Consider the following 24,766-nt stretch of genomic DNA (forward strand, 5'->3'; position numbering starts at 1 on the left):
CGGAGTGCATTCCTTTCATTTATGTAAATCCCCTTCTTATAGTCAAACACCTTAATTTCCGTCATAATTCCTACCATGACCTACTCAACAGACTTCCGCCAACCGGCCTTAAGCAAAATCAAACAAGACCGCTCCATCTACAAAGTTGCCAAAGAAATGGGCATTGGCCGCGCCACCTTGTCCGCATGGATACAAGATCCCGAACCCAACCCCTATCCTAAAGACAGAAAATGCCGAAAAATCAATCGTGAAGCACCCATGCAAGACGTTGAGCAATATCCCGACGACTTCCAATACGAACGTGCACAACGCTTCGGCTGCTCCGCCAAATCCATTGGTGCGGCATTAAAAAAATGGAACATCAGCCGAAAAAAAGACCTTTAAACACCCAAAGCCAAAGCCAAAGAAGAAGTACGTTAACAATTCAAAACTCAGCTGCAAGCGTATAAAGCCAACGACATCCCATTATTTATCTGGACGAAAGCGGTTTCAAACGCAGCAGCTGCCGTCCTTACGGCTATGCGGCCAAAGGACGGCTCTGTTACGGGCTGTTTGACCGGCACGGACACAACCAAACCAATGCATCGGTGCGTTGTATGAAGGGAATTTATTTGCCGTCGGGCTATTTGACTGTACGGTCAACGGAGCGGTATTTGACGCTTGAACTGAGCAGATGCTGATTCCGAATTTGCCTGAAGGCAGTATGGTGGTTATGGATAATGCGGCTTTCCATAAGGGTGAGGCACAACAGTTGCCGGAAGAGAAAGGCCATACGGTATTGCGGCTGCCGCCGTACAGCCCTGATTTGAATCCGATTGAGCGTTGCTGGGCGGCGGTCAAGTCGTTGCGGCGGAAATGGCGGTTGGATGATGCGGATGTGTTGTTTGGACGGGTGTTGGGTGTCGAAAATTAAGTGTTTGACTATACTTTTGAGCAACGGGTAGCTGTCGATATGTTTGCTCATCATGATTCGGGCTTGTTGGTGGAAGAAGCTGCTCATAAAAAAATTCCTCTGAATTCTTTAGGGAATTTAGAGGAGTTTTGGTTTTTTTGCAAAGGTGTTGGCCTAAAAGATTATTTAATGCCAAACAACCAGCGTGTATAGCGGTTACTGTCGATAATGAAATAGATGAAAAACGACCATAGATAGACGCAAATCGCCACCAGGAAAAAATAGCCTGCTGAAGTCAATCCGGCAATATCGGAATAGTAGCCGATCACGATCACCAAAGGATGGTGAAAGAGATAAATAATAATGGCCGAACGCACCAAAAACGCAGAAGCTTTAGAAGGGCGGAAATGGGCTTTAAAAAAGAAGCTGAATAAAACCCATGAAGTCGTCAATGCGGTAATGTGTTTCAAAATCAGATTGGCTGATTGAATCACAATGGAAGGCTTGGTTTCTGCTACGGCACCAATCGTGCTGTATTGGTACATTAAACAAACCAAAGCCATCATGCTGACAATTTTAAAAACCGTTTGGTCGCGTAATAAATTTTTCAGATATTCGCTGCGGTAAATTTGATAGCCCAAGAAGAAATAGATGCTGTAATGCAGCGTTCGTTCAATAAAATAATCAAATAGTGTATAAACCAGCGGAAATTCTTGCTCAGGGAAGATAAAGTACAATAAAAATTTAATGCTATAAGGGCAAAGCATATAAATGATGATGGCGGATATTTGTATCCAAATGTTACGTCGGTTAAACCAGTCTAAAATTTTGTCGATCGGTAATAAGGCACTTATCGACAAAATCATCAGCGTCAACAAAAACCACGAATGCACGATGAAATCCGATATGCCGATTTCCTGCCAAGGTTTGATGCCATGGTGAACGATAAACCAAACTTCAAATGTATTAATCAATAAAATGGAAGAAATTAAAGGTATCAATACCCGTTTGTAACGGCCTTCCATAAAATAAGCCGCCCCTTTTTTAATCAACACCATGGCAGAGAAAAAACCGGCGATGACAAAGAATGCTTCCATCCTGAAAAAATGTGTTATGTAGACCAAATCATGAATAAATTCATTGCGGTATTGGCTGACGTAGTTCCATTGGTAAAAGGGGTTGATTAAGGCCGCAGTATGAATCAATACCCCAATCAGCATGAGGCCGGAGCGCAATTGATCTAAACCGTAATAGTATTCTTTTTTCTGCATGAAATGGTTCTATTCTTATTGGATAAAGCCGATCGGAGACGAAGGCTAAAATAGAGATTAGATAAAGATTTCTGCAAAAGATTCCCTTGGGTAATATAAATTATGAAGCGTAATTTTTTCATAGTTGTTTATTTAAAAGGCCGTCTGGATGCAAATGACGTTCAGACGGCCTCATAATCACCATACATCTCAGTGACGCCCAGAGCGCCAAATCGACCACATAATCCACAAGCTGTTGGCGAAGGCCAGCAGGTAGCCGAAGAAGCCGATAAATTTGGGGCCGGTGTCTATGCTCATGACGATGGACGAACCGATAATCAACGCGGCGGTGACGATGCCCATGGTCAGGCGGTTGGTGGCACGATCGATTTGTTGGCTGAGCTGATCGAAGCGTTTGAAATCGAGCGTCACGCCCATTTGGCCTTTTTGTAGGCGGCGGCTGAGACGGAACAGGTTTTGCGGCAAGTCGTCAGCAGCTTGCAACAGGGTCTGCATATGGATTTTGCTTTTACGCAGGATGTGCTCGGGTGAGGCGCGTTCTTTAAAAGCATCGGTGACGATGGGTTTGGCACGCTCGAGTAGCTCGATTTGGCCGTCGAGCCGTTTGACCACGCCTTCGAGTGTAATCAGCGTTTTAAAAAGCATCACCAAATCGCCCGGCAGCGTCAGAGCGTGGCGGCGCATGATTTGAGTGATATCGTTGATGACTTGGCTGATGCGCAAATCGCGCACCGGCGTGTGTTCGTAGTTGAGCAGCATTTCCAGCACATCGGCACCGAGCAGGTTTTCATCAGGCAACTCTCCTTCCGCCCAGTTGCTCAATACATATTGCATGGTGAATTGGTCTTTGTGGGCGAGCGCGTTGATCAAATCGATGATTTCGCGACGGCGCGTGCTGCTTAAGTGGCCGACCAAACCGAAATCGATAAAGGTGATGCGGCCGTCTGAATTGATGAAGATATTGCCGGGATGAGGGTCGGCGTGAAAGAAACCTTGCTGCAGTATCATGGTAAACAAGGTATCGGTGATTTGCGTGGCCAAGCGGCTGCGCACTTCCGGCTCAAGGGTATTGATGTCGATGTTTTTCAGCAAGGTATCGCTGATGTGTTCCTGCACCAAAATCAGACGGTTGGATAATTCGGGATAAACCTTGGGAATGTGTACCGCCCCATTCAGTTCGAAGGTTTTGCCGAAACGCTGCATATAGCGCAGTTCGACCGATAAATCTGTTTCTTTGGCCAAGCTGCGGGCGAAATACTGCACCATCTGCACCGGTTGGTAGCGGCGCATTTCGGGAATCTCCGATTCAATCAGGCTGGCGATGTGGTTGAAAATGCGCAAATCGGCCTGAATCACGGGGTCGATGTCGGGGCGCTTGATTTTCACTGCTACGGTTTCGCCGTTGAGCAACACCGCCTGATGCACTTGTGCAATCGATGCGCTGCCGATGGGATGGGGCTGGATGGATTTGAAAATTTCCCTTGTAGGCCGACCCAGCTGCGATTCGATCAGCTTGTGGATATTGGTAACCGGAATCGGTGCCACATTGCTTTGCAGCCGTTCGAATTCTTCAATCCATTCCACGCTGAAAATATCTACACGCGTGGACAACACTTGGCCGAGCTTGATAAACGTCGGACCCAGTTCTTCAAATGCCATGCGGAACCGGCGCGGCGTACTCAAGTAATGGCTGTCGGGATCGGCTTTTTTGCGGTCGCTCTGATGCGCGAGCTTAATGCGCTGTACAAAGCCGCCCAAACCGTGTTTGGTCAGAATGGTAATAATTTCGCGCATACGCGAAAGGTCGCGCATCGCCAGCAGGGTGGGAATCATCATCATTTTTCAGATTATTTTTCAGCTTTGTAAAATTTGTTTATAAACAATATATTAACGAAATATAACTGTTACTTTTTTGCCAAGCGGGCGATTTTTTAATACAATCAAACAGATAACATTTAAAATACAGCATAACATAATAAAACAGACGGCATATAGGGCTTGTTGATGCCGCACGCTTCATCTGGAAAATACCGACTTTCTGCTGCATATGACTGCAAGCTTTTAAGCTTGCCGTTATTTTTACTGTATGTCGATAATTTTTCAAGCAGGCCGAGCATCAGCAGGTTGAAAGAGGCCGTCTGAACACTTGGAAGTAAGGAATGAACCTTTTTGCAAAATTAACGGCGCTATTGGCTTCGGCCTGTATGCTGTTTTCCGCTATGAGCATAGCGCATGCCGATGATTTGGAAAATATGCTGAACAACCGGCAGCAGATTCTCAATCAATTTAATCAAGACAACAGCAACACCGGCACACCGCTTATTCCCGTCCGCGTGAATCCGCCTGCGGCCGAGCAATCATCGGGCAGCTCCGATGAATTGATTAAAAGTGCCATGGGCCTGCTCGGTGTGGCCTACCGCTACGGCGGCAGTTCTGCAAATACCGGCTTTGACTGCAGCGGTTTTATGCAGCATATCTTCCGCCGTGCCATGGGCTTGGGTCTGCCGCGAACCTCGGCCGAACAGGCCAAAATAGGCGTGCATGTCAGCCGCAGCGAATTACAGCCGGGCGATATGGTGTTTTTCCGGACTATGGGTCCCGGCCGTATTTCCCACGTCGGGCTCTATATCGGCGGCAACCGTTTCATCCATGCGCCGCGAACGGGAAAGAGGATCGAAATCAGCAGCCTGGGCAATAAATACTGGAATTCGAAATACGCTTTCGGCCGGCGTGTGAAGAAAAGCGATCCGTCGCGTTTTTTAAATTAAACAAGGAAATATTGCAGTATGGGTATGCCCGAAATGCCGAAATGGTACGGCGACGACGGTCAGATTGTGTCATGCACCGAAAAAGTGAAGGTGATGGACGAAAACATGAGCGAGCTGTATCAAATGGCACAAGATGCGTTTGAAGATGCACTGTTGATGGGTTGCGGCGAAGAGCAGCTGCGCGATTATCTGAAGACCTTGATCGAAGGTTTGGAAAACCCATATCGCTGATTTTAGTGCAGGTGCAAAACGGCATTCGTAAAGAATGCCGTTTGGTATTTCAGACGGTTTCTTTCGGCTTTCAGGCCATCTGAAACGGTAAGGCCGTTTTCAAACGGGATTCCTAAAAATGCAGCGCAATGGCGCTTCTCCCTTTTCAGACGGCCTTATCCCGCGTTATGATTTTTCCTTAACAGCTAACAACTATGTTGACAGCGAAGGCATCAGCCCCACGCTCCTTACCGGCGGCAACGTTACCGACTTTGTGCATTTCCTGGTCGGTGCCAATCCCAGCACCGGCGGCTTGGGCAAAGGTTTTCTCTTAGGCAAAGGCTATTCCCACAGTGGCTATACCGGAGATGAAAAGGCGCCGACGGAATTTATTCAGGATGCGGCAGGAAACAAAATCTTATTCAAAGGTAAGGAAATAGAAAATCCGCTCTATGATGAATATATCAAAATCTGGCCGGAGCCTACTAAGGAAAATGACAGCAATGCCTCGCTGCCTGTGGCCACGGTCAAAGGTGCAAACGGCGATATTTACTTCGTAGGGCGCGACGGTAAAGCCAGGATTGTGGATACAAGAACCAATCAAGTCACACAAAGCGGCAAAGATTTCGAGATTTTGACCACGCCCAAAGGCACGCGCTATTTTGAATTTGAAGGGAGAAAATACCATGCAGACCCGTTTTAAAAAATTGACCGTTACTACGGCGGCTGCCGTATTTCTAGCATCCTGTTCTGTGATTGAAACTCTTGATAAAAGGTTTGTCTATTGGTGGAATAACGGCTCTGCCACTAGGCCTTACGATAAAGAGGAAAAGGCCTATTATGCGCAGGAAACGGAGGCACAGAAGGAAAATAGGAAAATAAATGCGGTATATTGCAATGAATTGGGATTTCTGCCTGAAAATAGAATATATAATGAGTATCGTAAAAATGGAATGAGTAATGATCATTTTTTTCATCAATGTATGAAGGATAGCGGCTCTCCGCAATATGAACCGCCGGATCTCAAGTGGAGAAATGACCAATATTGCTCCTATCTGGCTCTGCTGCCCGAGAACCGGATCTTTGACGGCAAATATAAATACGGCAAATTTAATTCCGCCTTATATGATAAATGTATGCGGGACAGGGGCACACCGGTAGAACAGCAGCAATGACGATAGCCGGAATAACATTGCTTTGAACAAGAATGACATGGCGGATTGCAGGCGGCTTCCGTGTCGCAGCTTCATGCAAAGGCCGCCTCAAAACATTCGGCGGATAGGATAAGGATTATCATGAACTTCATCGGTGCGTTGCTCATCGTTTTAGGTTGTTTGGCCGTAGGTGAGGGCTGTGGGTATTGTCCTGCGGCATCAAGCTGCCGGGCAGTATTGTCGGCATGGGCGTTTTGTTCGGCCTGCTGAAACTGGGCTGGGTCAAGGTCTCATGGGTGAAGCAGCTTTCGGATACCCTGATGGCGAATCTGACTCTGTTCCTCGTGCCTCCTTGCGTGGCCATCATCAGCTATTTAGATTTGATTGCCGACGACTGGTTTCCGATTTTGACGGCGGCGGTGCTGAGCACCTTGTGTGTGTTGCTGGCAACAGGTAAAGTACACGAATGGACGCGGAGGTGGATGTAATGGAAATTTCCATACACCGAGCTTGCTGCTGTTTCTGACGCTGGCGGTGTTCGGCTTGGCCAACATCATCCGCGTGCGCACCGGCAATATGTTGTGTAATCCGGTACTTATCAGCACTGTGGTAATGATTGCGTATTTGAAGCTGTTCCGCATCGATTACGAAGCTTATCACGAAGCCGCACAGTATATCGATTTTTGGCTCAAGCCTACGGTGGTGGTATTGGCCGTGCCACTGTTTTTGAACTGGAAAAAAATCCGCAATCAGTGGTTGCCGATTTTGTTGTCGCAACTGGCCGGCAGCGTCACCGGCATTGTGACCGGCGTGTATCTGGCCAAATGGTTCGGCGCGAATGGGGAAGTCACCTTATCCTTGGCGGCCAAATCGGTCACCAACCCGATTGCGATTGAAATCACCAAATCCATCGTCGGTATTCCGGCGATTACCGCAGCCACCGTGATTATTGCCGGTTTGTTCGGGCAGATGGCCGGCTACAAAATGCTGCATGTCGGCACGGTACACAAACCTTCTTCTGTCGGCATGTCGCTGGGTACCGCTTCGCACGCCATGGGATTACCGTATCGATGGAACACAGCCGCCGCATGGCCGCGTATGCCGGTTTGGGTTTGACGCTTAATGGCGTGCTGACCGCGCTGATTGTGCCGGTGCTCATGGGCATTTGAATGCAATAGATGATGGTTCAGACGGCCTCTGCGTCAAATAGGCCGTCTGAAAAATAATAGGCGCAGATGGACATATCGCGCCATTGGTTAACGGTTCCAAAATATTTTCTACAAGGAGTAAGAAAATGGCAGTGAATCTTTCCGAACGACACGAAGGAGAATTGTTGCATATCGACGGTGTACAGGTATTTGTCGGTCAGGCCGGTGTGAAGAAACCGAATCACGACGATTTGACGTTGATGGTGCTCACCGGCAAAAATGCCGTCGGTGCCGTGTTCACGCAAAACCGCTTCTGCGCCGCACCGGTGTACATCGCCAAATCACATTTGTTTGATGAGGACGGCGTGCGTGCGCTGGTCATCAATACCGGCAATGCCAATGCCGGCACCGGTGGGCAAGGCCGCGCCGATGCGGTGGAAGTCTGCGCCGCCGTCGCCCGCCAAATCGGTTGTAAAACCACCCAAGTGCTGCCGTTTTCCACCGGCGTGATTTTAGAGCCGTTGCCTGCCGATAAAATCATCGAAGCCCTGCCGCGCGTGAAACCGGTGCATTGGAGCGAGGCCGCCCGTGCCATCATGACCACCGACACCATTCCCAAAGCTGCCAGCCGCGAAGGCAAAGTCGGCGAAAACCACACCGTGCGCGCCACCGGCATCGCCAAAGGCAGCGGCATGATTCACCCCAACATGGCCACCATGCTCAGCTTTATCGTCTGCGATGCCAACGTGTCGCAACCGGTTTTGCAACTGATGACCAAAGAAATCGCCGATGTGTCGTTCAACGCCATCACCGTTGACGGCGACACCAGCACCAACGACAGCTTCGTCATCATCGCCACCGCCAAAAACGGCCAAAGCCAAATCGACAATATCGCCGACCCGCGCTATGAACAGCTCAAAGCCCTGCTCAGCGGGCTGGCCTTGGAATTGGCGCAAGCCATCGTGCGCGACGGCGAAGGTGCAACCAAATTCATCACCATCGAAGTGGACAACGCCGCCGATCGCGACGAAGCGCGCAAAGTGGCCTATGCCATCGCCCATTCGCCATTGGTGAAAACCGCCTTCTTTGCCAGCGACCCCAACCTTGGCCGCCTGCTTGCCGCCATCGGCTATGCCGGTGTCGAAAATTTGGACACCGATAAAATCAAAATGTGGCTCGGCGATGTCTTGGTGGCCGAACAAGGCGGCCGCGCCGAAAGCTACACCGAAGAACAAGGCCAAGCCGTGATGAATCAAGACGAAATCACCGTGCGCGTGAGCCTCAACCGCGGCCAAGCCAAAACCACTGTATACACCTGCGACTTCTCGCATGATTATGTGACGATTAATGCGGATTACCGTTCGTAATGTTAGTGTGAATAAACAAGGTCGTCTGAATTTCTGAAATTTCAGACGGCCTTGTTATGTATATAATGCAAGTAGATCTTTTTTGAAAGCTGAATCCAATAATGAATGAAAACAATCTTTTGCCAAAATTGTTAAATGAAGTACACAGTTACCCTGAAGATGAGAAAGCATGGACGGCTTTGGCTTTATATTACTTAGAAAATGTAGATGGTCACAAAGATTTATATTATTTGCGAAAAGCTTATGAAACCAAAGATACTATTGAATCAACAACCAATCTGGCGCATTGGCTGTATTATGAATACGGTGAAAAAGATCAGGACTCAAATTGATTAAACAGGCGATTTTGCTTAATCCGCAATCATTTTACCCCTACGCAGCTTATGCTCAAATATTGTTTACTCAGCCGGATTATATGGATAATCCAGTACGCCTAAGCCAAGAAACACATCACCAGATTATTTTTTATAGTCAGAAAGCTTTGGAAAAATTAGAACATTTGCCTGCGGATATGCAAGAGCTGCAATATCTGCATTTTATTCATTTAAAAAACAATATAGCGGTGTCGAAAGCCATACTTGGGGAGTTGGTAGAGTCGGCAAAATTATTTGAGCAGTTAGCAAAGCATACTGCAACTGCCTGCGAACTGCCTGCAATTAATGTTTGCTTAGAAGATGTTGAATATCGTATTGTACGGAACCGAATTTATTTGGCACTGTTAAGAAGCCGCCGATCGGAAGCTTATCAATACCTGAGCGAAGCAGAACATCATCTCAATGCCGATGATTTAGATTTAGCCAGTATCTATGCGTATTTGGGTGATTCAGCACAATGGTTGAAATTTATTGATTTGAATGATCCGCCGCATGACAGTTGGCAGGGAATTTGGCCTGTCATTCATGCAGAATATCCACAAGTTTGGTTGAATTATCTCGAAAAAGAGATTCAACAAACGAAAGTATATCTACATGAAGCAGAGACTCATTTGAAAAAATGCCAAAACAGAAGAAGAACGTCGTAATTTTTCAGAAGATGTTATTTATCAACAAAAAGAGCTGGATAAATTTTGAAAAGAAACTGAAGCAGGGTAAACCGGTATCAATAGATACAGAAGATTTACGCGAAAATCTTATTTATTTTTGGAATTGTTTCTTATTTGGTTGTGCGAGACATGGCAATTTAATGGCCGACGATGAATCATAGAGCCATATGAGAATGATAGGATATTTAAAGAAAAGGCCGTCTGAACAACAGATGGCCTTGTTTATGATTCAAAATATTAAAACTTCAAGACGTGAGTTTCATCACAATCACCCCCGAGATAATCAGCGCTGCGCCGAGCCGGTGGCCGAACGAAGCGGGGTCGCCGAAAAAGACTACGCCGACTGCAAATGCACCGACCGCACCGATGCCGGTCCACACTGCATAGGCGGTGCCCATAGGAATGGTTTTTTGCGCGAGAAAGAGTAAAAAGCCGCTCACGCCCATGAAAATGACCGCCAAGGCAATACCTTGCCAACGCCAGCCGGGATGTTGGGCGAGTTTCAAACCCGGCGGCCAGCCGATTTCCATCAAGCCTGCGCTAATCAAATAAATCCATGCCGTGTTTACGGTTCCTGTGTGTGTCGGGCAACGATTTCGGTAAAGCGTTGCCATTCTTGGATAAAGGTTTCGGCTTGTGAGACGCCGAAGTCTCGAATAATGCCTTGTTCGATGTGTTGCAGTTTTTCGATGACGGGCAGGGCGGCAGTTTGTCCCTGTTCGGTCAAATGCAGCGTTTTGCCGCGTTTGTCGTTGGGGTCGGGCGAAAAGCGCAACCAACCCTGTTCGGCCAATTGGCGGCAGGCGGAAAAAACGGTTTGCTTGGGCAGGTTCCAATGCGTGCAAATGGTTTTTTGCGTGCAGTCGGGATAACACACCACGCCGTATAACACCGCGAGCGTGTTGTAGCTTAAGCCGTATTGTTTTGCCCATTGCTCGTAAAGCCGGGTTGAGCCTGCCATGAGGCGGCCGATATCGTCGATAAGGTTCATATCTGGTCTGAATGATGACTAATTTGGCAGGATTGTAGTAACGATTCGGACTAATGGCAAGATGCTTTGCGGCATAATTTTTTCAGGCTGCCTGAACAACAGACTCTTTGAAAAAGTAGCGCTGTGGATATTTTCAGACGGCCTAAAGCATTATTTTCAATGAAAAGGCCGTCTGAAAACCTGTTGGCATCAATCCTTGCTATACTTTTATTTCTCAACGTAATGCTGTTTGCAATCCCACTCAAATTGCCGAAACCATGCCGAAAAAGAAATCCCTTGGCTATCGAATTGCCCACAAACTCAAACAAACCGAACGTCTTTCCCGCAAAACCATATCGTTCATGTTTCTGTTGGCAGGCTCCGCGCTGGTGGCGCTGACGGCGCTGCTGTTTGCGCATATGGCCGAATATGCGCTGGAACTGAATGCGCATTTGGTGCAAAAACATACCTGGTTTGCGTGGGTGGTTTTGCCGCTCGGCTTGCCGCTGATTGTATGGTTGACGCGCCGTTATGCCCTTATACTGTCGGCAGCGGTATTCCGCAGGTGTTGGCATCATTGAGTCTGCCGTATGGTGCGCAGAAAACACGGTTGATTTCATTCGGTCAAACCCTGCTGAAAATTCCGCTGACTTTTCTCGGTATGCTGGCCGGTGCGTCCATCGGTCGTGAAGGGCCGTCGGTACAGGTTGGTGCGGCGGTAATGACGGCGTGGGGCTCATGGTGTAAGAAACACAATCTTGCCTTTAAAGGTATGCAGGAAAACGATTTGATGGCTGCCGGTGCGGCCGGCGGTTTGGCGGCGGCATTTAACGCACCCTTGGCCGGGTGGTATTTGCCATTGAAGAGCTGGGGCGCGGCGTGATTTTGCGTTGGGAACGACAAATTCTGCTCGGCGTGCTGGCAGCGGGTTTTATTCAAGTCGCCATTCAGGGCAATAACCCGCACTTTTCCGGCTTTCACGGTAGCGAATTGGACAATATGCTGACTTGGGTGCTGGCGGTAGGTTTGTTGTGCGGTGTGACCGGCGGCCTGTTTGCACGCATGCTGTATAAAGGTGCGGCGGCGTATGCACCGGAAAAAATCCGTGGCTGGATTCGCCGTCATCCGCTGATGCTGGCCGCCATTATGGGCTTGTTGCTGGCGGCTTTGGGTACGCTCTATCAAGGCCAAACATACGGCACGGGCTATCACGAAGCTTCCGGTGCATTGCGCAGGATGTACGATGCGCCGGTAGGTGTGGCGGCAGCTAAATGGCTGGCGACGGTGTTCTCTTATTGGGCGGGCATTCCGGGCGGTATTTTCACGCCGTCACTGACCATCGGCGCGATGTTGGGCGGGCATATTGCCGCCATCGGCCAATTGGAAAGCGGCATCAATGTGGTGGTATTACTGTGTATGGCCGGATTCTTGGCCGGCGCGACCCAATCGCCGATTACCTCAAGCGTAGTGGTAATGGAAATGACTGGCGGCCAGAATTTATTGTTCTGGATGCTGATAGTATGCATTTTCGCCTCACAAGTTTCGCGCCAATTTTCACCGCGGCCGTTTTACCACTTGGCCGGTATGCGCTTTCGCCAGCGCGTGCAGGAAGAGTATGCGGAGCAGAACAAGGCCGGGCAGGAAAAACCAGAAACCAAGCAAAGCGATGATTTGCCAAACGAAGCAGTTCGGGAGAGGCAGAAAAAGTGGCGGAAGAGCATACGGCAAATGTAGAAGTAGACAACCAATCGCCTGAAGCGCAGCCGGCGGATGTGGAATTGCCGCCGGATAAAAACGGCAAAACCGGTTAAGCGGGTTGCTTGTCATCCGAGGCCGTCTGAAAAAATGTAGGGCAGGTCAATTCGCCGCATTTCCGATTCTGTTGACAACCGAACCAAATAAACTAAAAGGCCGTCTGGATAATTTCAGACGGCCTTTGCAGATATAGAGAAAGGTTAGAACCAGGCTTTAATGGCAGCCGCTGTAGCGGCAACGCCACCGACCAGGCCGACCGCACCGGAAGCAGTACCGATGGCGCCGTTGATTTGGTCGCGTTTGTTATTGCGTTTTTCACGTTCGAGTGCCAGTTCTTCCGAAACATTGGCACGTTGGCGGCGGTGCTGTTCCAGTTCGGCACGCGACAATTGTGCTTCTTGGCGGTTGCGGCCGGCTTTGATGGCGGCAGAGTCGTCGCCGATAGCCAAATTTCCTACTGAGCCGCCGGTAGCGCAGCCGGTCAGCAATACGGCAGTCAGGGTCAATGCAGTTACACTTTTTTTCATCATGTTGTCAGCCTCTGTTGAATTTGAAAATCGGAAAACGGATTAGTGCAGGATGTAGATTTTACGGTCTTTGTATGCGCGGTTGATGGCATCGGCCTCATCCATCATTTCCTGACGGCGTTCAGCGCGGCGTTCGGCGCGTTCGGCGCGTTCGACGTCTTGTACGCGGCGGGAATCTTCCACCATGGCAGCACGTTGGCTGTCGCTGATGGCCAACGTTTTATGGCCGTAAGAACAGCCTGCCAGCAAAGCGGCTGCAATCAGCGCGAAACCTATATTTTCATACCTACCTTCTTTCTATGGGTTGGGAGACATCCGCCGTTTGGGCGGCTAAATTTGCGTGGGATTATAGAATTTTCATTCTAAAACATAGCTGGTAAGTAGTAAGATAGGCAATTTTCATAATTACTTCAAGCATAGTGCTTTCTTTTTTATATATTTTGTAGCGGTAATGTTGCGTTAAGGGGAAGAGGCGGTTTATGCGGTATGATTCGGAGACAAAAGGCCGTCTGAAAAATGAACTGCACCCCCAAAAATTTTCAGACGGCCTGCGGTATTTCGATATTTAAGCCGAGGGTTTTTCCGTGTGTTCCCCGTTCCAAGGCGCGACTTTAAACAGCAGCAGCATACCCGGGACAGCCAGGAAAAAACACAGCCAGAAGAAATTCACATAGCCCAGCCATTCGATGAGATAGCCGGCGGTGGCGTTGATAAACGTGCGCGGCACGGCGGCCAAGCTGGTAAACAGCGCCAATTGTGTGGCGGTAAACGCAGGGTTGGTTTCGCGCGCCATATAGGCCACGAATGCGGCTGTGCCCAAACCCACGCCGACAGCTTCTGCACCAATCACACCGGCCAGCATGATGCGTTCGGTGGCGGTGACCACTTCAAATTTGCCGAATCCGGCCAGCCACACGAAGCCCAGAATCGTCACAATCTGCACCAAGCCAAACAGCCACAGGGCTTTGTTGATGCCCAGCTTCAGCATCCAAATGCCGCCGATGATGCCGAAAATCACCGCAGGCCACAAGCCGGCGTTTTTGGCGATGATGCCGATGTCGGTTTTGCTGTAGCCCATGTCAAGATAAAACGGCGTGGCCAAGGCGGTGGCCATGCTGTCGCCGAGTTTATAAAGGAAAATAAATGCCAATACCAGCAGCGCCTGTCGCACGCCTTTACGCGTGAAAAATTCGCTGAAAGGTTCGACCACGGTTTGTTTGAAAGTACGCGGTGCACTTGGCGGCAATTGCGGCTCCTGCGCTAAAAACAACGTCATCAACAAGCCCGGAATCATAAACAGTGCGGTGATGATGAACACATTGTGCCACGGCATTATGTCGGCCAAAATCAGGCTGAGCGAACCGGGAACTAAAGCGGCGATGCGGTAGCATTGACGTGGATGGCATTGCCCAAGCCCAATTCGCTGTCAGGCAGAATCTCGCGGCGGAAGGCATCCAGCACAATATCCTGACTGGCCGAGAAAAACGCCACCACCACTGACAAGCCCATGATAACCGCCATGTGCTGATGCGGATTCAAAAAGGCATAGGCCATTAATGTTGCCAGCAGGCCGATTTGTGTCACCAGCATCCAGCCGCGACGGCGGCCGAGAAACGGCAGACGCACGGCGTCCATCACCGGCGACCAAATGAATTTCCAAGTAAACGGCAGACCGATTAAGGCAAACAGACCGATGGTTTTCAAATCGATGTGTTCGCTGCGCAGCCATGCCGGAATCAGGTTGATGAGAAAATACAGCGGCAGGCCGGAGGTGAAACCGGTGAAAATACAGATCAGCATGCGGTGCGAAAAAATCTGCGTGAGCGCGCTGTTTTGAGATGAAGTCATAACGTGTTCTAACTGTTTAATTAAGGCGGTATTGTAACAAAATCAGCCACATTGCAGGCCGTCTGAATACAAAGATTTTTGGCAGCCAATCTGACAAAAGGCCGTCTGAAACTTTGATTCGTGTTTCAGACGGCCTTGGTATATCCGGCAATCAGTTTTTCAAGCCCAATACGTCCTGCATGTCGAACAAACCTTTTTGGCTGCGCGCCCATACGGCGGCGCGCACGGCGCCGGCGGCGAAGGTCATGCGGCTGCTGGCTTTATGGGTGATTTCCACGCGTTCGCCGTCGGTGGCAAACAGGGCGGTGTGGTCGCCGACAATGTCGCCCGCGCGTACGGTAGCAAAGCCGATAGTCGATGGGTCTCGCGGGCCGGTATGGCCTTCACGACCGTAAACGGCGCATTCTTTCAAATCGCGGCCGAGGGCATCGGCAATCACTTCACCCATGCGCAAGGCCGTGCCGCTTGGGGCATCGACTTTGTGGCGGTGGTGGCCTTCGATGATTTCGATGTCGTAGCCTTCGTTCAACACGCGGGCGACGGTATCGAGAATGTGGAAAGTCAGGTTCACGCCCACGCTGAAGTTGGCGGCGAAGACCACGCCGATTTTTTCACCGGCCGCTTTAATCGCCGCTTTGCCTGCCTCGTCAAAACCGGTGGTGCCGATGATGATGTTTACTCCTTGTTCCACGCATTTTTGCAGGTGTTTCAAGGTTGGCTCGGTGCGGGTGAAATCGATTAATACATCGCTTTGTGCCAATACGGCATCCACGTCGTCGGTGATGATCACACCGGTTTGGATGCCGCTGGCAAAGCCGGCATCCAAGCCCACGGCTTCGGAAGTGGAATGTTCGATGGCGCCGGATAATACGGTATCAGGGTGGTTGTTTACCGCTTCAACCAATACTTTGCCCATGCGGCCGTTGACGCCGGCGATGGCCACTTTTAATGCAGTCATGAATGTTCCTAAAATTATTGTGCGGCTGGGGCGGCAGCTTCGGCTGCGGCTTTTTGTTCCGCCTGCAATGCTTCGATGGATTTTTGGATGGCATCGCCTTCCGCTTTCACCAAGGCATTGTTTTCAAAATACAAGGTCAGGTTGGATTGCTCTTTAATCACGCCGTTTCGGCTGGTGTTGAAGGTGTAGTCCCAGCGGTCGGCATGGAAGGCATCTTGCAGCAAAGGCGTGCCCAGCAGCAGCTGCACTTGGTCGCGGCTCATGCCCGGTTGCAAAGATACAACGGCACGCGGATCCAATGCGTTGCCTTGCACGACTTGTAATTTGTAAGAAGGGAAAAGGGATACGCGCTCGGCAGAACAAGCTGCCAAACCCAGCAGGGCGGCAAGGGCCAGACATAAGGTTTTATTCACGGTGTACCTTTCTATTGAAATCGGAAAAAGAAAATGCCATCATCGCTTGAATAAGTTTAAAAAGCAAACGATAATCATCTTCAGAATGGAAATTTAGGAAGATTGCCCCGATATCGTATTGAGATAATGAAGATAGTTTATTGAAAACCTTTATAATCTCATAGTGGGCAAGTGGCCTAAAAGTGCGTATTATAACGGTTATTAGACCACAGGGGTATTGAATACTATGGAAAATTTCAGCAATATTGCGCAATTGAAAGACAGCGGTTTGAAAGTAACCGGTCCGCGCCTGAAAATTTTAGACTTGTTTGAAACGCATGCCGAAGAGCATTTGAGTGCCGAAGACGTGTACCGTATTTTGTTGGACGAAGGCATTGAAATCGGCGTGGCTACGATTTACCGCGTGCTGACCCAGTTTGAGCAAGCGGGCATTTTGCAGCGCCACCATTTCGAAACGGGTAAAGCGGTTTACGAATTGGACAAAGGCGACCACCACGACCACATTGTTTGCGTGAAATGTGGCGTGGTGACCGAATTCCACAATCCGGAAATTGAAGCCCTGCAAGACAAAATCGCCGAAGAAAACGGCTATCGCATTGTTGATCATGCGCTGTATATGTACGGCATTTGTGCTGACTGCCAAGCCAAAAGCAAACGCTAACCGCTATCTTCTCCATTCAGGCGGCCTCATCATGACGTGAGGCCGTCTGAAATTTTTCAAGCCTAAGCAAAATGAACATTCCTTTTTTGCCGCCACAAGATTACCGTTTTCCGAATCCTGATTACGCGTTGGCACATTGCGACGGCTTGGTCGGCGTGAGCGCGGATTTGGATGAAGGACGTTTGCTGTCGGCTTACTGCAGCGGCATTTTTCCGTGGTTTTCCGAAAACGGGCTGTTTTACTGGTTTGCCACCGCACCGCGCACGGTGTTGTTCCCCGAAAAAATCCACATCGGCAAATCATTGGCCAAAACCTTGCGCAACAAGCCTTATGTGGTGAGCGTGAACCAAGATTTTGCCGCCGTAATCGGCCATTGCGCCGCTGTGTCGCGGCCGGGCAAAGCGGTACATGGATTGAGCCCGAGTTTCAGACGGCCTATGCGCGTTTGCAGAGCATCGGACACGCGCATTCGTTTGAATGTTGGTATCTTGATGAACAAGGCCGTCTGAAACTGGCCGGTGGTTTTTACGGCGTGCAAATCGGGCGTGTGTTTTACGGCGAATCCATGTTTGCCTTGGCGCCTGATGCGTCCAAAATCGCCTTTGCCTGTGCCGTGCCTTATTTGGCGGAACGAGGCATTGCATTGATTGACTGCCAGCAAGACACCGCACACTTGGCGCGCTTTGGTTCGGAGCAAATCGAATTTCATGATTTTCAGACGGCCTTACACAGGCTAAACGCCATGCCGTTGCCGAAGCCCATTGGTTGCGAAGTAGTGCGGACGACGCTTTGAATGATGAGAACGTCACCAATTTTTCAGACGGCCTAATCACGGTAATAGCTGACGAAACCGCGTTTACATGGCAAAATAATACGTCAGAACATTGCAACAGGCCGTCTGAAATCATGTTATGTGTTCAGACGGCCTCAACTTACTTAACAAGGAATCAACATGTCATTGCAAAACATCATCGAAACCGCGTTTGAAAACCGCGCCGACATTACCCCGACCAGCATGACGCCTGAAGTCAAAGAAGCCGTATTGGAAACCCTGCGCCAGTTGGATTCAGGCGAATTGCGCGTGGCCGAGCGCGAGAGCGTGGGCAAATGGAAAGTCAACGAATGGGCGAAAAAAGCCGTGTTGCTGTCTTTCCGCATTCAAGACAACGAAGTGTTGAACGACGGTGTGAACAAATATTTCGACAAAGTGCCGACCAAATTCGCCGACTGGTCTGAAGAAGAATTCCAAGCCGCCGGTTTCCGCGCGGTGCCGGGTGCCGTGGCACGTCGCGGCAGCTTCGTGGGCAAAAACGTGGTGTTGATGCCGTCATATGTGAACATCGGCGCGTATGTCGACGAAGGCGCGATGGTGGACACATGGGCGACTGTCGGCTCTTGCGCGCAAATCGGTAAAAACGTGCACTTGTCAGGCGGCGTGGGCATCGGCGGCGTATTGGAGCCGTTGCAAGCCAACCCGACCATCATTGAAGACAATTGCTTCATCGGCGCGCGCTCTGAAATCGTGGAAGGCGTGATTGTGGAAGAAGGCAGCGTGATTTCTATGGGCGTGTTCATCGGCCAATCGACCAAAATCTTGGATCGCGAAACCGGCGAAATCTACCAAGGCCGCGTACCTGCCGGCTCAGTGGTGGTATCGGGCAGCATGCCTTCTGCCGACGGCAGCCACAGCCTGTATTGCGCTGTGATTGTGAAAAAAGTCGATGCGCAAACCCGAGCCAAAACCAGCGTGAACGAATTGTTGCGCGGTGTGTAATCAGTGTTGGTTTGAAACATGAATGAAAAGGCCGTCTGAAAGATTTTCTTTCGGACGGCCTTTTTGTCTGGTTTGTATTTAAACAAAGGGAGATCTTTGTAAATTCATTCGAATACCAGAACACACATAAGCGACGTCATTCCCGCGTAGGCGGGAATCCATTTTTGAACCAAGCAACCTATTGAATAAAAAAGTTTCTTAAATACTAAGATAGATTCCCGCCTACGCGGGAATGACGGCAGTTTTGGTTTTTTTTGGGGCTATGAAGTTTTGCAAAGGGCTCAAAGAATCAGTCTTTGCTGGCACTGGCGGTAAAAACGAATCAAACCATTCGTCGAACTGTCGTGCGGCAAATCATCATTTTGCTTCAATTCAGGCTCGATGCTTTTTGCCAGCATTTTGCCGTATTCCACACCCCATTGGTCGAACGGGTTGATTCCCCAAATCACGCCTTCGGCAAAGGTGCGGTGTTCGTAAGCGGCCATCAGCATGCCTAAGTTAAACGGGGTCAGGCGGTCAATCAAAAAGCTGTTGCTCGGCCGGTTGCCGGGGAATTCTTTATGCGGCGCGAGGGCTTCGCGTTCGGCTTCGGGCAGGTCGGCCAATTCGGCGCGCGCTTCTTCCAGCGTTTTGCCTTTCATCAGCGCTTCGGCTTGGGCAAAAGCATTGGCCACGGTGAAGCGGTGTTGGCGGCCGACTTGGTGCGGCGTGGTCATCGGTACGATGAAGTCAACGGGAATCAGACGCGTGCCTTGGTGCAGCAGTTGGAAATAGGCGTGTTGGCAGTTGACACCTTCTTCGCCGAACACGATACCGCCGGTTTTGTGGCCGACTTTTTTGCCGTCAATGGTGCGGCTTTTACCGCAGCTTTCCATGTCCAATTGGTTCAGCCAGCTGGCGAAACGGCGCATATTGTGGCTGTAAGGCACGGTGGTGTGGCCGTCTGAACCGTAGAAATTGTTGTACCAAACGTGCAGTAAGGCCATCAATACGGGAATATTGCGGCGCAGCGGGGCGTTGAAGAAATGTTCGTCCATGGCGTTGGCACCGCTCAAAAATTCGCGGAAACGCGTTTCGCCCACGGCCACCATCAGGGGCAGGCCGATGGTTGACCACACCGAATAGCGTCCGCCGACCCAGTCGAACATGGCGAACACGCGTTCGGCCGGAATGCCGAAGTTTTCTGCCGCAGCGACATCGCTGGAAATGGCGCAGAAATGGCGCGCGATGCCCGATTCGGGCAGGCCGGCATCTTTATACCACACGCGTGCGGCGTGGGCGTTGAGCAGGGTTTCGGGCGTGCCGAAGGATTTGCTGGCGATGCTGAATACGGTGGTTTCGGGGTTGAGTTTTTCCAACTTTTGCGCGATGTCGGCATCGTCGGAATTGCTGATGAAATGCACGCGTACGTTTTTGCGGTAGTCATACAGCGATTGTGCGCACATCTGCGGACCCAAATCCGAGCCGCCAATGCCGATGTGGACGAAATCGGTGATGCGTTTGCCGGTGATGCCGGTGTGGTCGCCGCTGATGATGCTCTCGGCAAAGGCCAAGGCGCGGTCGAGTTCGTGATGGAGCTTGGGGATGATGTTTTCGCCGTCAACTACAATTGGCGCGGTGTTTTCAGGCGACCTTAAAGCCGTGTGCAGGGCGGCGCGTTGTTCGCCGGTGTTGATTTTGTCGCCACGCTGCATGGCTTGCATGACTTGGGGCAGTTTGGCCGCTTCAGCCAATTGACATAAAAGAACAAGCGTTTTCTCGTCAATGCGGTTTTTGCTGTAATCAAATAACAAACCGTGTAAGGTTTCGTGCATGTTGTCAAAACGCTGCACATTTTCGGCAAATTGGTCGCGCATGTGAATGTCGGCAGTGGCTTTTTGATGCTCGGCAAGCTTCTGCCACGCTTCGGAGAACGTCATATTTTATCCTTCGGTTCTAAATAACGGCAGGGACAAATCCACTCAAACTTCAATCAAGCAGCTTAAAGTTGATTTATTTAGCTCATTGAATTGTTGTCTGAAAATAAAATTATACTAGGTTAACAAATCATAGGTAGGGATTGTTGCAAAATTGTGATAATCAGATTCATTTTGATAAAATCAGGTAAACTCTTTTTAAAACGCAATGATTGTGCGCATGTGGTGACGTGTAGTGTAACAAAATTTTAAAAGGCGGATAACTTAGTCTTTTAAAAAGCAAAAATATTGAAATAACATGCAGAAAAATAGTGTTTTTACTTGATTCCCATCAAGGTTTTGTTAAAGAGTGTTATGACATCGATGTCTGTTGTGCTATTCTCCGTAATATTATTGAAATAACTCAGGTTCGGAAGTCGTAAGATGGCTACAATTTACGATGTTGCCGCTCGGGCGGGAGTATCGCCTAAGACGGTCAGCCGGGTGATTAATGGTGATGCGCCGGTCAGCGACAAAACGCGTGCCAAAGTGGAAACAGCCATTGCGACCTTGGGTTATATCCCGTCATCGGCGGCCAGAGTAATGCGCTCCAGCCGTTCGGGGATTGTAGGGCTGATTACCGGTGCGATTTCGCGCGTCGGTGATGCCAACCGCATTCATGGTCTGCCCGATGTCTTTTTGATGAAAGGTATTCAGCAAAGCATACGGGCGCAGGGTAAAACCTTGATGATCGCCGATATCGACAACCGAGCCGACATCGAGCCTTTAATCCGCACCTTTATGGAACACCGAGCCGAGGGCATTTTATATGTGGCGCAATATCATCAGGAAGTGGTGTTGCCTGATGTCAGCCATGCCTGTCCGATTGTGTTGGTGAACTGCTTCGATAAAACCGGTACCCTGCAGTTTTACCCGATGATGAGCAAGGACAATATGATTTGGTGCGCCAGATTATCCGCCACGGCCACAGCCGTATTGCGTATTTGACCTTGCAGCCGGGCATTGAGGCCACGCCTTTGCGTGTGGCAGGCTACCGCCGAGCCTTGGCCGATGCCGGCATCGCTTTTGATACCGGTTTGGTGCAGACCGGCTATCCCGATTTTGGTTACGACAGCACGCCTTTGGTTGAGGCTGTTGTGAAATTGTTGGCCCTGCCGCAGCCTCCGACGGTGATTTGCTGCGGCAATGATGAAATGGCAGTGCGGGTGTACGGCATCTTGCGTACGCGCGGTTTGCGGGTGCCGGAAGAAATTTCGGTGGCCGGCTACGATAACCACAGCGCGATTGCCGAAACCCTGTTCCCGCCTTTAACCAGCACCGGGCTGCCGTATTTGCGTATGGGTGCGCTGGCTGCGGACATGCTGTTTGCCGAAGAAGTAAGACAAAGCGGCCAAATGTTGAAAGTCGTAGGGGAAACCATTTGGCGCCAGTCGGTGACCACTTTGAAATAAATATCGGAAAGATAAATAGACGGTAGGGGAAATAGGCCGTCTGAAACAGAATTCGTGGTAAGCAAACGAATCAGACCCGAGTGAGCGGGCGGCATAATAAAAAGCAGTACTCAGCCAACAGCTGCTTTCTGAAAAACTTTTTGTTTCAGTATATTAATTAGTCAGGAGTAAACTTCTCATGAAGATATCCCCACAAGTGGCGATGACGCTTCGCCAGATTATGCTGATGAACTTCGGTTTCTTCGGTATTCAGTATAGCTTCGGTTTGCAGCAAACCGCGATTAACCCGATTTTCAGTTTCTTAAATGCTGATCCCGGCCAATTGCCGATTCTGAATATGGCAGGTCCGATTACCGGCTTGCTGGTGCAGCCGATCATCGGTGCGCTGTCTGACCGTACATGGATTCCGGGCTTGGGTCGCCGTCGTCCGTATTTCTTGATCGGGCAATCGGCTGTAGCCTGTGTCTGTTTATTTATCCGCACGTGACTGCGCTGTGGGTGGCTGTGTTGCTGTTGTGGCTGTTGGACATTTCCAATAATACCGCGATGGAACCGTTCCGCGCCTTCATCGCCGATACTGTGCCGGAACACCAACAAGCCAGCGGCTTCTTGATGCAGTCGGTGTTTACCGGTTTGGGTATTACCTTGGCCAACGTGTCGCTGTATATCTTTCAGCAAATCGGCTGGTTGCAGCAAACTTCAGAAGCGGGCATTCCTTACTGGGTGTTCGGTTCGTTCTATATCGGTGCCGTCTGCTCGATTGGTTCGGTATTGGTGACTGTGTTATCTACACCTGAACACGAGCCTTCTGCCGAAGAGATGGCAGCCTTGCGTGCGAAAAAAGAGCAATCTGCTATTGCTGAAATCTTCATTGCGATTAAAGAAATGCCTTTTGCTTTGTGGCAATTGGCTTTGGTGTACCTGTTCCAATGGTATGCGCTGTTTATCTACTGGCAATACATTTCGCACAGTATCGTGCAATCGGTGTGGAACTCGACTTCTACCGACAAAGCCGCTTACGAACAAGCCGTGGCATGGACCGGATTGGTCAACGGTTTCTACAACATCGTGACCTTTATTTCCGCTTTCGGCCTGATGTGGATGGCGAAAAAATACGCCGCCAAATATGTGCATGCGTTTGCCGTGACATTGGCTGCCTTAGCGTTGCTGACTATTCCGCACATCGGCAACAAATATCTGATGTTCGTACCGATGATTGGTTTCGGTATCGGTTGGGCTTCGATGATGGGTGTGCCGTTTATGATTGTGGTGCATTCGATTCCGAAAGAGCGTTACGGCGTGTATATGGGTATTGTGAACATGATGATTGTGATCCCAATGCTGATCGAAACCGTGACTTTCGGTTGGGTTTACGATACCTTCTTGGGCTCGAATCCGGCCAACGCCATGACTTTTGCCGGCGTATTCTTGGCGATTGCCGCCTTCCTGACCTTATTGATTAAAACCACCAACAAGCCTGCCGGTGCAGAAAACAGAGCGGCTTAATTAAAAGCTGCAGACATCAAGGTCAGGACCTTTGCAAAAAACCCAAAACTCCCCTAAATTCCCCTAAAGAATTCAGAGGCGTTTTTTTATGAGCAGCTTCTTCCAGCAACAAGCCCGAATCATGACGGGCAAACATACCGGCAGCTGCCCGTTGCTCAAAATTAACCGGCTGCCCGATTGGCAGCCCGCCGGACAACTGCCCAACCGGCAAAAGACCCGTTACATCCGCGGTCACCGCGGCCGCCCCGCCTATCCGCTGCCGCCCATGCTCAAAGCCGTATTGCCCGGCCAATGGCACAGCCTTTCCGATCCGGAATCGGAACGCTGTTCAGCCGCCCGTCCGGATTTCTGCTTCTTCTGCGGCTTTGATGAAGCCGCCTTACCCGGCCGCAGCACCCCCTGCCGTTTCCGCAACCGGCCGGCACAGGATGAAGCCTTAGCCCGGCTTCCCGAACCGGTTAACCGCCGGCTGACCGAAAAAGGCTTAAAAACAGAGAAAGCCCCGGCAGCAGTGATTGACGCCGCCATCATCCAAACTGCCGGCGGCAAACAGCGTCAGGCTGTCGAAACCGATGAAAACGGCATCACTGCCGAAACCCTGCCCGGCAAAGACAAGGATGCGCGCCGGGTGAAGAAAGAGGGCAGATTCACCTTGGGCTGCAAACAACACACCCGCACCGGTTCGGAAGGCTGTATCGGGAAACTGCACACCACCCCGGCCGACGCCCGTGAGTGCAACCATTTCGGACCGCTGCCGGACGGCACCGCACCCGGAACAACCGTCTATGCCGATAAGGGGTATGACAGTAAAGCCAACCGGGAGCATCTGCAAAGCAAACGGCTGTCCGGCGGCATGATGCGTAAGGCACAGCGGGGCAAACCTTTAACGGAGCAGGAGAAACAGCGCAATACGCAGCTGTCGGAAGTGCGCTGTGCGGCCGGGCAAACCTTCGGTACGCCGCACCGGAAATCCGGCTGTAAAAGAGCGCGTTATTTCGGTTTACGGAAAGTACCGGCGCAAAGCCATTTGAAAGCGGTGTGCCTGAACCTGCCAAAGGCAGCCGGCAGGCTTCGTGTGCCTGCTGCTGCCTGAAAAGGGCAACGGGCACCCGATAAAGGGGCTGATTGGGGGAAA

Annotated in this window: 24 protein-coding genes and 6 pseudogenes; 20 read left to right on the forward strand and 10 right to left on the reverse strand. The window is 50.2% G+C overall.

The genetic code is table 11. The features are described from left to right. The first annotated feature begins 75 nt into the window (after positions 1 to 75). The 3 genes from CGZ65_RS00550 to CGZ65_RS12600 all read left to right on the forward strand — a co-directional run bounded on the left by CGZ65_RS00550 (position 76) and on the right by CGZ65_RS12600 (position 1,105). On the forward strand, positions 76 to 384 hold the full coding sequence (locus tag CGZ65_RS00550; RefSeq protein ID WP_096294440.1) for an IS630 transposase-related protein: 309 nt from the start codon (positions 76 to 78) through the stop codon (positions 382 to 384). Between the two features lie 289 nt (positions 385 to 673). Next, positions 674 to 913 (forward strand): transposase, encoded by a 240-nt coding sequence (locus tag CGZ65_RS12595; protein WP_269768614.1) that lies wholly within the window; start codon positions 674 to 676, stop codon positions 911 to 913. Then, positions 914 to 1,105 (forward strand): hypothetical protein, encoded by a 192-nt coding sequence (locus tag CGZ65_RS12600; protein WP_123804787.1) that lies wholly within the window; start codon positions 914 to 916, stop codon positions 1,103 to 1,105. It begins immediately after the preceding gene. Here the strand turns inward: CGZ65_RS12600 and CGZ65_RS00560 are convergent. Next, entirely contained in the window at positions 1,075 to 2,163 is a 1,089-nt protein-coding gene (locus CGZ65_RS00560) for an acyltransferase family protein (RefSeq protein WP_096294441.1), read from the reverse strand. The two genes, CGZ65_RS12600 and CGZ65_RS00560, sit on opposite strands and share 31 nt — an antisense overlap. A 189-nt stretch (positions 2,164 to 2,352) precedes the next feature. Next, entirely contained in the window at positions 2,353 to 3,999 is a 1,647-nt protein-coding gene (locus CGZ65_RS00565) for an ABC1 kinase family protein (RefSeq protein WP_096296052.1), read from the reverse strand. A 323-nt stretch (positions 4,000 to 4,322) separates the two neighbouring features. Here CGZ65_RS00565 and CGZ65_RS00570 point away from each other — a divergent pair, with 323 nt between their 5' ends. The 9 genes and pseudogenes from CGZ65_RS00570 (at position 4,323) to CGZ65_RS00610 (ending at position 9,831) form a co-directional block, all read left to right on the forward strand. Next, complete coding sequence (locus CGZ65_RS00570; protein ID WP_096294442.1) at positions 4,323 to 4,931, forward strand: C40 family peptidase; 609 nt, start codon at positions 4,323 to 4,325, stop codon at positions 4,929 to 4,931. An 18-nt stretch (positions 4,932 to 4,949) separates the two neighbouring features. Beyond that, a complete protein-coding gene (locus CGZ65_RS00575; protein WP_096294443.1) occupies positions 4,950 to 5,162 on the forward strand; it encodes a hypothetical protein in 213 nt (70 codons plus the stop codon). Between the two features lie 118 nt (positions 5,163 to 5,280). Further along, complete coding sequence (locus tag CGZ65_RS00580; RefSeq protein WP_096294444.1) at positions 5,281 to 5,844, forward strand: hypothetical protein; 564 nt, start codon at positions 5,281 to 5,283, stop codon at positions 5,842 to 5,844. After that, a complete protein-coding gene (locus CGZ65_RS00585) occupies positions 5,828 to 6,316 on the forward strand; it encodes a hypothetical protein (RefSeq protein WP_096294445.1) in 489 nt (162 codons plus the stop codon). The genes CGZ65_RS00580 and CGZ65_RS00585 overlap by 17 nt, the downstream gene beginning before the upstream one ends. A gap of 120 nt (positions 6,317 to 6,436) precedes the next feature. Continuing rightward, positions 6,437 to 6,783, forward strand: a pseudogene (locus CGZ65_RS00590) (CidA/LrgA family protein). 22 nt (positions 6,784 to 6,805) lie between these two features. Continuing rightward, a pseudogene (locus tag CGZ65_RS00595) lies at positions 6,806 to 7,464 on the forward strand (LrgB family protein). Between the two features lie 125 nt (positions 7,465 to 7,589). Next, positions 7,590 to 8,810: a bifunctional glutamate N-acetyltransferase/amino-acid acetyltransferase ArgJ gene (argJ, locus tag CGZ65_RS00600; protein WP_096294446.1), complete on the forward strand. Its 1,221-nt coding sequence runs from the start codon at positions 7,590 to 7,592 to the stop codon at positions 8,808 to 8,810. A gap of 101 nt (positions 8,811 to 8,911) precedes the next feature. Beyond that, complete coding sequence (locus CGZ65_RS00605; RefSeq protein WP_096294447.1) at positions 8,912 to 9,142, forward strand: hypothetical protein; 231 nt, start codon at positions 8,912 to 8,914, stop codon at positions 9,140 to 9,142. Further along, positions 9,139 to 9,831: a hypothetical protein gene (locus CGZ65_RS00610; protein WP_096294448.1), complete on the forward strand. Its 693-nt coding sequence runs from the start codon at positions 9,139 to 9,141 to the stop codon at positions 9,829 to 9,831. Before CGZ65_RS00605 ends, CGZ65_RS00610 begins: the two co-directional genes overlap by 4 nt. Before the next feature lie 266 nt (positions 9,832 to 10,097). Here the strand turns inward: CGZ65_RS00610 and CGZ65_RS00620 are convergent, their stop codons facing one another. After that, positions 10,098 to 10,466: a DMT family transporter gene (locus CGZ65_RS00620; RefSeq protein ID WP_096294450.1), complete on the reverse strand. Its 369-nt coding sequence runs from the start codon at positions 10,464 to 10,466 to the stop codon at positions 10,098 to 10,100. Next, positions 10,418 to 10,843 (reverse strand): MarR family winged helix-turn-helix transcriptional regulator, encoded by a 426-nt coding sequence (locus tag CGZ65_RS00625; RefSeq protein ID WP_096294451.1) that lies wholly within the window; start codon positions 10,841 to 10,843, stop codon positions 10,418 to 10,420. Before CGZ65_RS00625 ends, CGZ65_RS00620 begins: the two co-directional genes overlap by 49 nt. Positions 10,844 to 11,100: 257 nt before the next feature. Between CGZ65_RS00625 and CGZ65_RS00630 the strand changes: the two are divergent. Continuing rightward, positions 11,101 to 12,556, forward strand: a pseudogene (locus tag CGZ65_RS00630) (chloride channel protein). A 221-nt stretch (positions 12,557 to 12,777) separates the two neighbouring features. Here CGZ65_RS00630 and CGZ65_RS00635 read toward each other — a convergent pair. The 5 genes and pseudogenes from CGZ65_RS00635 to CGZ65_RS00655 all read right to left on the reverse strand — a co-directional run bounded on the left by CGZ65_RS00635 (position 12,778) and on the right by CGZ65_RS00655 (position 16,323). After that, positions 12,778 to 13,104: an NGK_0946 family protein gene (locus tag CGZ65_RS00635; protein WP_096296053.1), complete on the reverse strand. Its 327-nt coding sequence runs from the start codon at positions 13,102 to 13,104 to the stop codon at positions 12,778 to 12,780. Between the two features lie 42 nt (positions 13,105 to 13,146). After that, on the reverse strand, positions 13,147 to 13,320 hold the full coding sequence (locus CGZ65_RS00640; RefSeq protein ID WP_415906962.1) for a hypothetical protein: 174 nt from the start codon (positions 13,318 to 13,320) through the stop codon (positions 13,147 to 13,149). A 349-nt stretch (positions 13,321 to 13,669) separates the two neighbouring features. Then, positions 13,670 to 14,952, reverse strand: a pseudogene (locus CGZ65_RS00645) (AmpG family muropeptide MFS transporter). 151 nt (positions 14,953 to 15,103) lie between these two features. Further along, complete coding sequence (gene dapB / locus CGZ65_RS00650) at positions 15,104 to 15,910, reverse strand: 4-hydroxy-tetrahydrodipicolinate reductase (RefSeq protein WP_096294453.1); 807 nt, start codon at positions 15,908 to 15,910, stop codon at positions 15,104 to 15,106. Between the two features lie 14 nt (positions 15,911 to 15,924). Beyond that, positions 15,925 to 16,323: an outer membrane protein assembly factor BamE gene (locus CGZ65_RS00655; protein WP_096294454.1), complete on the reverse strand. Its 399-nt coding sequence runs from the start codon at positions 16,321 to 16,323 to the stop codon at positions 15,925 to 15,927. A 217-nt stretch (positions 16,324 to 16,540) separates the two neighbouring features. Here CGZ65_RS00655 and fur point away from each other — a divergent pair, with 217 nt between their 5' ends. The 3 genes and pseudogenes from fur (at position 16,541) to dapD (ending at position 18,758) form a co-directional block, all read left to right on the forward strand. Then, positions 16,541 to 16,984, forward strand: a complete 444-nt coding sequence (gene fur, locus CGZ65_RS00660) for a ferric iron uptake transcriptional regulator (protein WP_269768615.1) — start codon at positions 16,541 to 16,543, stop codon at positions 16,982 to 16,984. A gap of 71 nt (positions 16,985 to 17,055) precedes the next feature. Further along, positions 17,056 to 17,777, forward strand: a pseudogene (gene aat, locus CGZ65_RS00665) (leucyl/phenylalanyl-tRNA--protein transferase). A 159-nt stretch (positions 17,778 to 17,936) separates the two neighbouring features. Further along, on the forward strand, positions 17,937 to 18,758 hold the full coding sequence (gene dapD / locus CGZ65_RS00670; RefSeq protein WP_096294456.1) for a 2,3,4,5-tetrahydropyridine-2,6-dicarboxylate N-succinyltransferase: 822 nt from the start codon (positions 17,937 to 17,939) through the stop codon (positions 18,756 to 18,758). A 281-nt stretch (positions 18,759 to 19,039) separates the two neighbouring features. Here the strand turns inward: dapD and pgi are convergent, their stop codons facing one another. Continuing rightward, complete coding sequence (gene pgi / locus CGZ65_RS00675) at positions 19,040 to 20,677, reverse strand: glucose-6-phosphate isomerase (RefSeq protein WP_096294457.1); 1,638 nt, start codon at positions 20,675 to 20,677, stop codon at positions 19,040 to 19,042. Between the two features lie 420 nt (positions 20,678 to 21,097). Here pgi and CGZ65_RS14485 point away from each other — a divergent pair, with 420 nt between their 5' ends. From CGZ65_RS14485 to CGZ65_RS00690, 4 genes and pseudogenes are all read left to right on the forward strand, one after another. Then, a complete protein-coding gene (locus CGZ65_RS14485) occupies positions 21,098 to 21,661 on the forward strand; it encodes a LacI family DNA-binding transcriptional regulator (RefSeq protein ID WP_198345307.1) in 564 nt (187 codons plus the stop codon). Next, complete coding sequence (locus CGZ65_RS14490) at positions 21,616 to 22,125, forward strand: substrate-binding domain-containing protein (protein ID WP_269768636.1); 510 nt, start codon at positions 21,616 to 21,618, stop codon at positions 22,123 to 22,125. The genes CGZ65_RS14485 and CGZ65_RS14490 overlap by 46 nt, the downstream gene beginning before the upstream one ends. A gap of 178 nt (positions 22,126 to 22,303) precedes the next feature. Continuing rightward, positions 22,304 to 23,631 (forward strand): annotated as a pseudogene (locus tag CGZ65_RS00685) (MFS transporter). A gap of 88 nt (positions 23,632 to 23,719) precedes the next feature. Next, the gene (locus CGZ65_RS00690) at positions 23,720 to 24,724 is read left to right on the forward strand and encodes an IS5 family transposase (protein WP_096294458.1); all 1,005 of its coding nucleotides are present in this window, start codon (positions 23,720 to 23,722) and stop codon (positions 24,722 to 24,724) included. The last annotated feature ends 42 nt before the right edge of the window (positions 24,725 to 24,766 follow it).

This window comes from Neisseria weixii (genome assembly GCF_002327085.1).
GTDB lineage: Bacteria > Pseudomonadota > Gammaproteobacteria > Burkholderiales > Neisseriaceae > Neisseria > Neisseria weixii.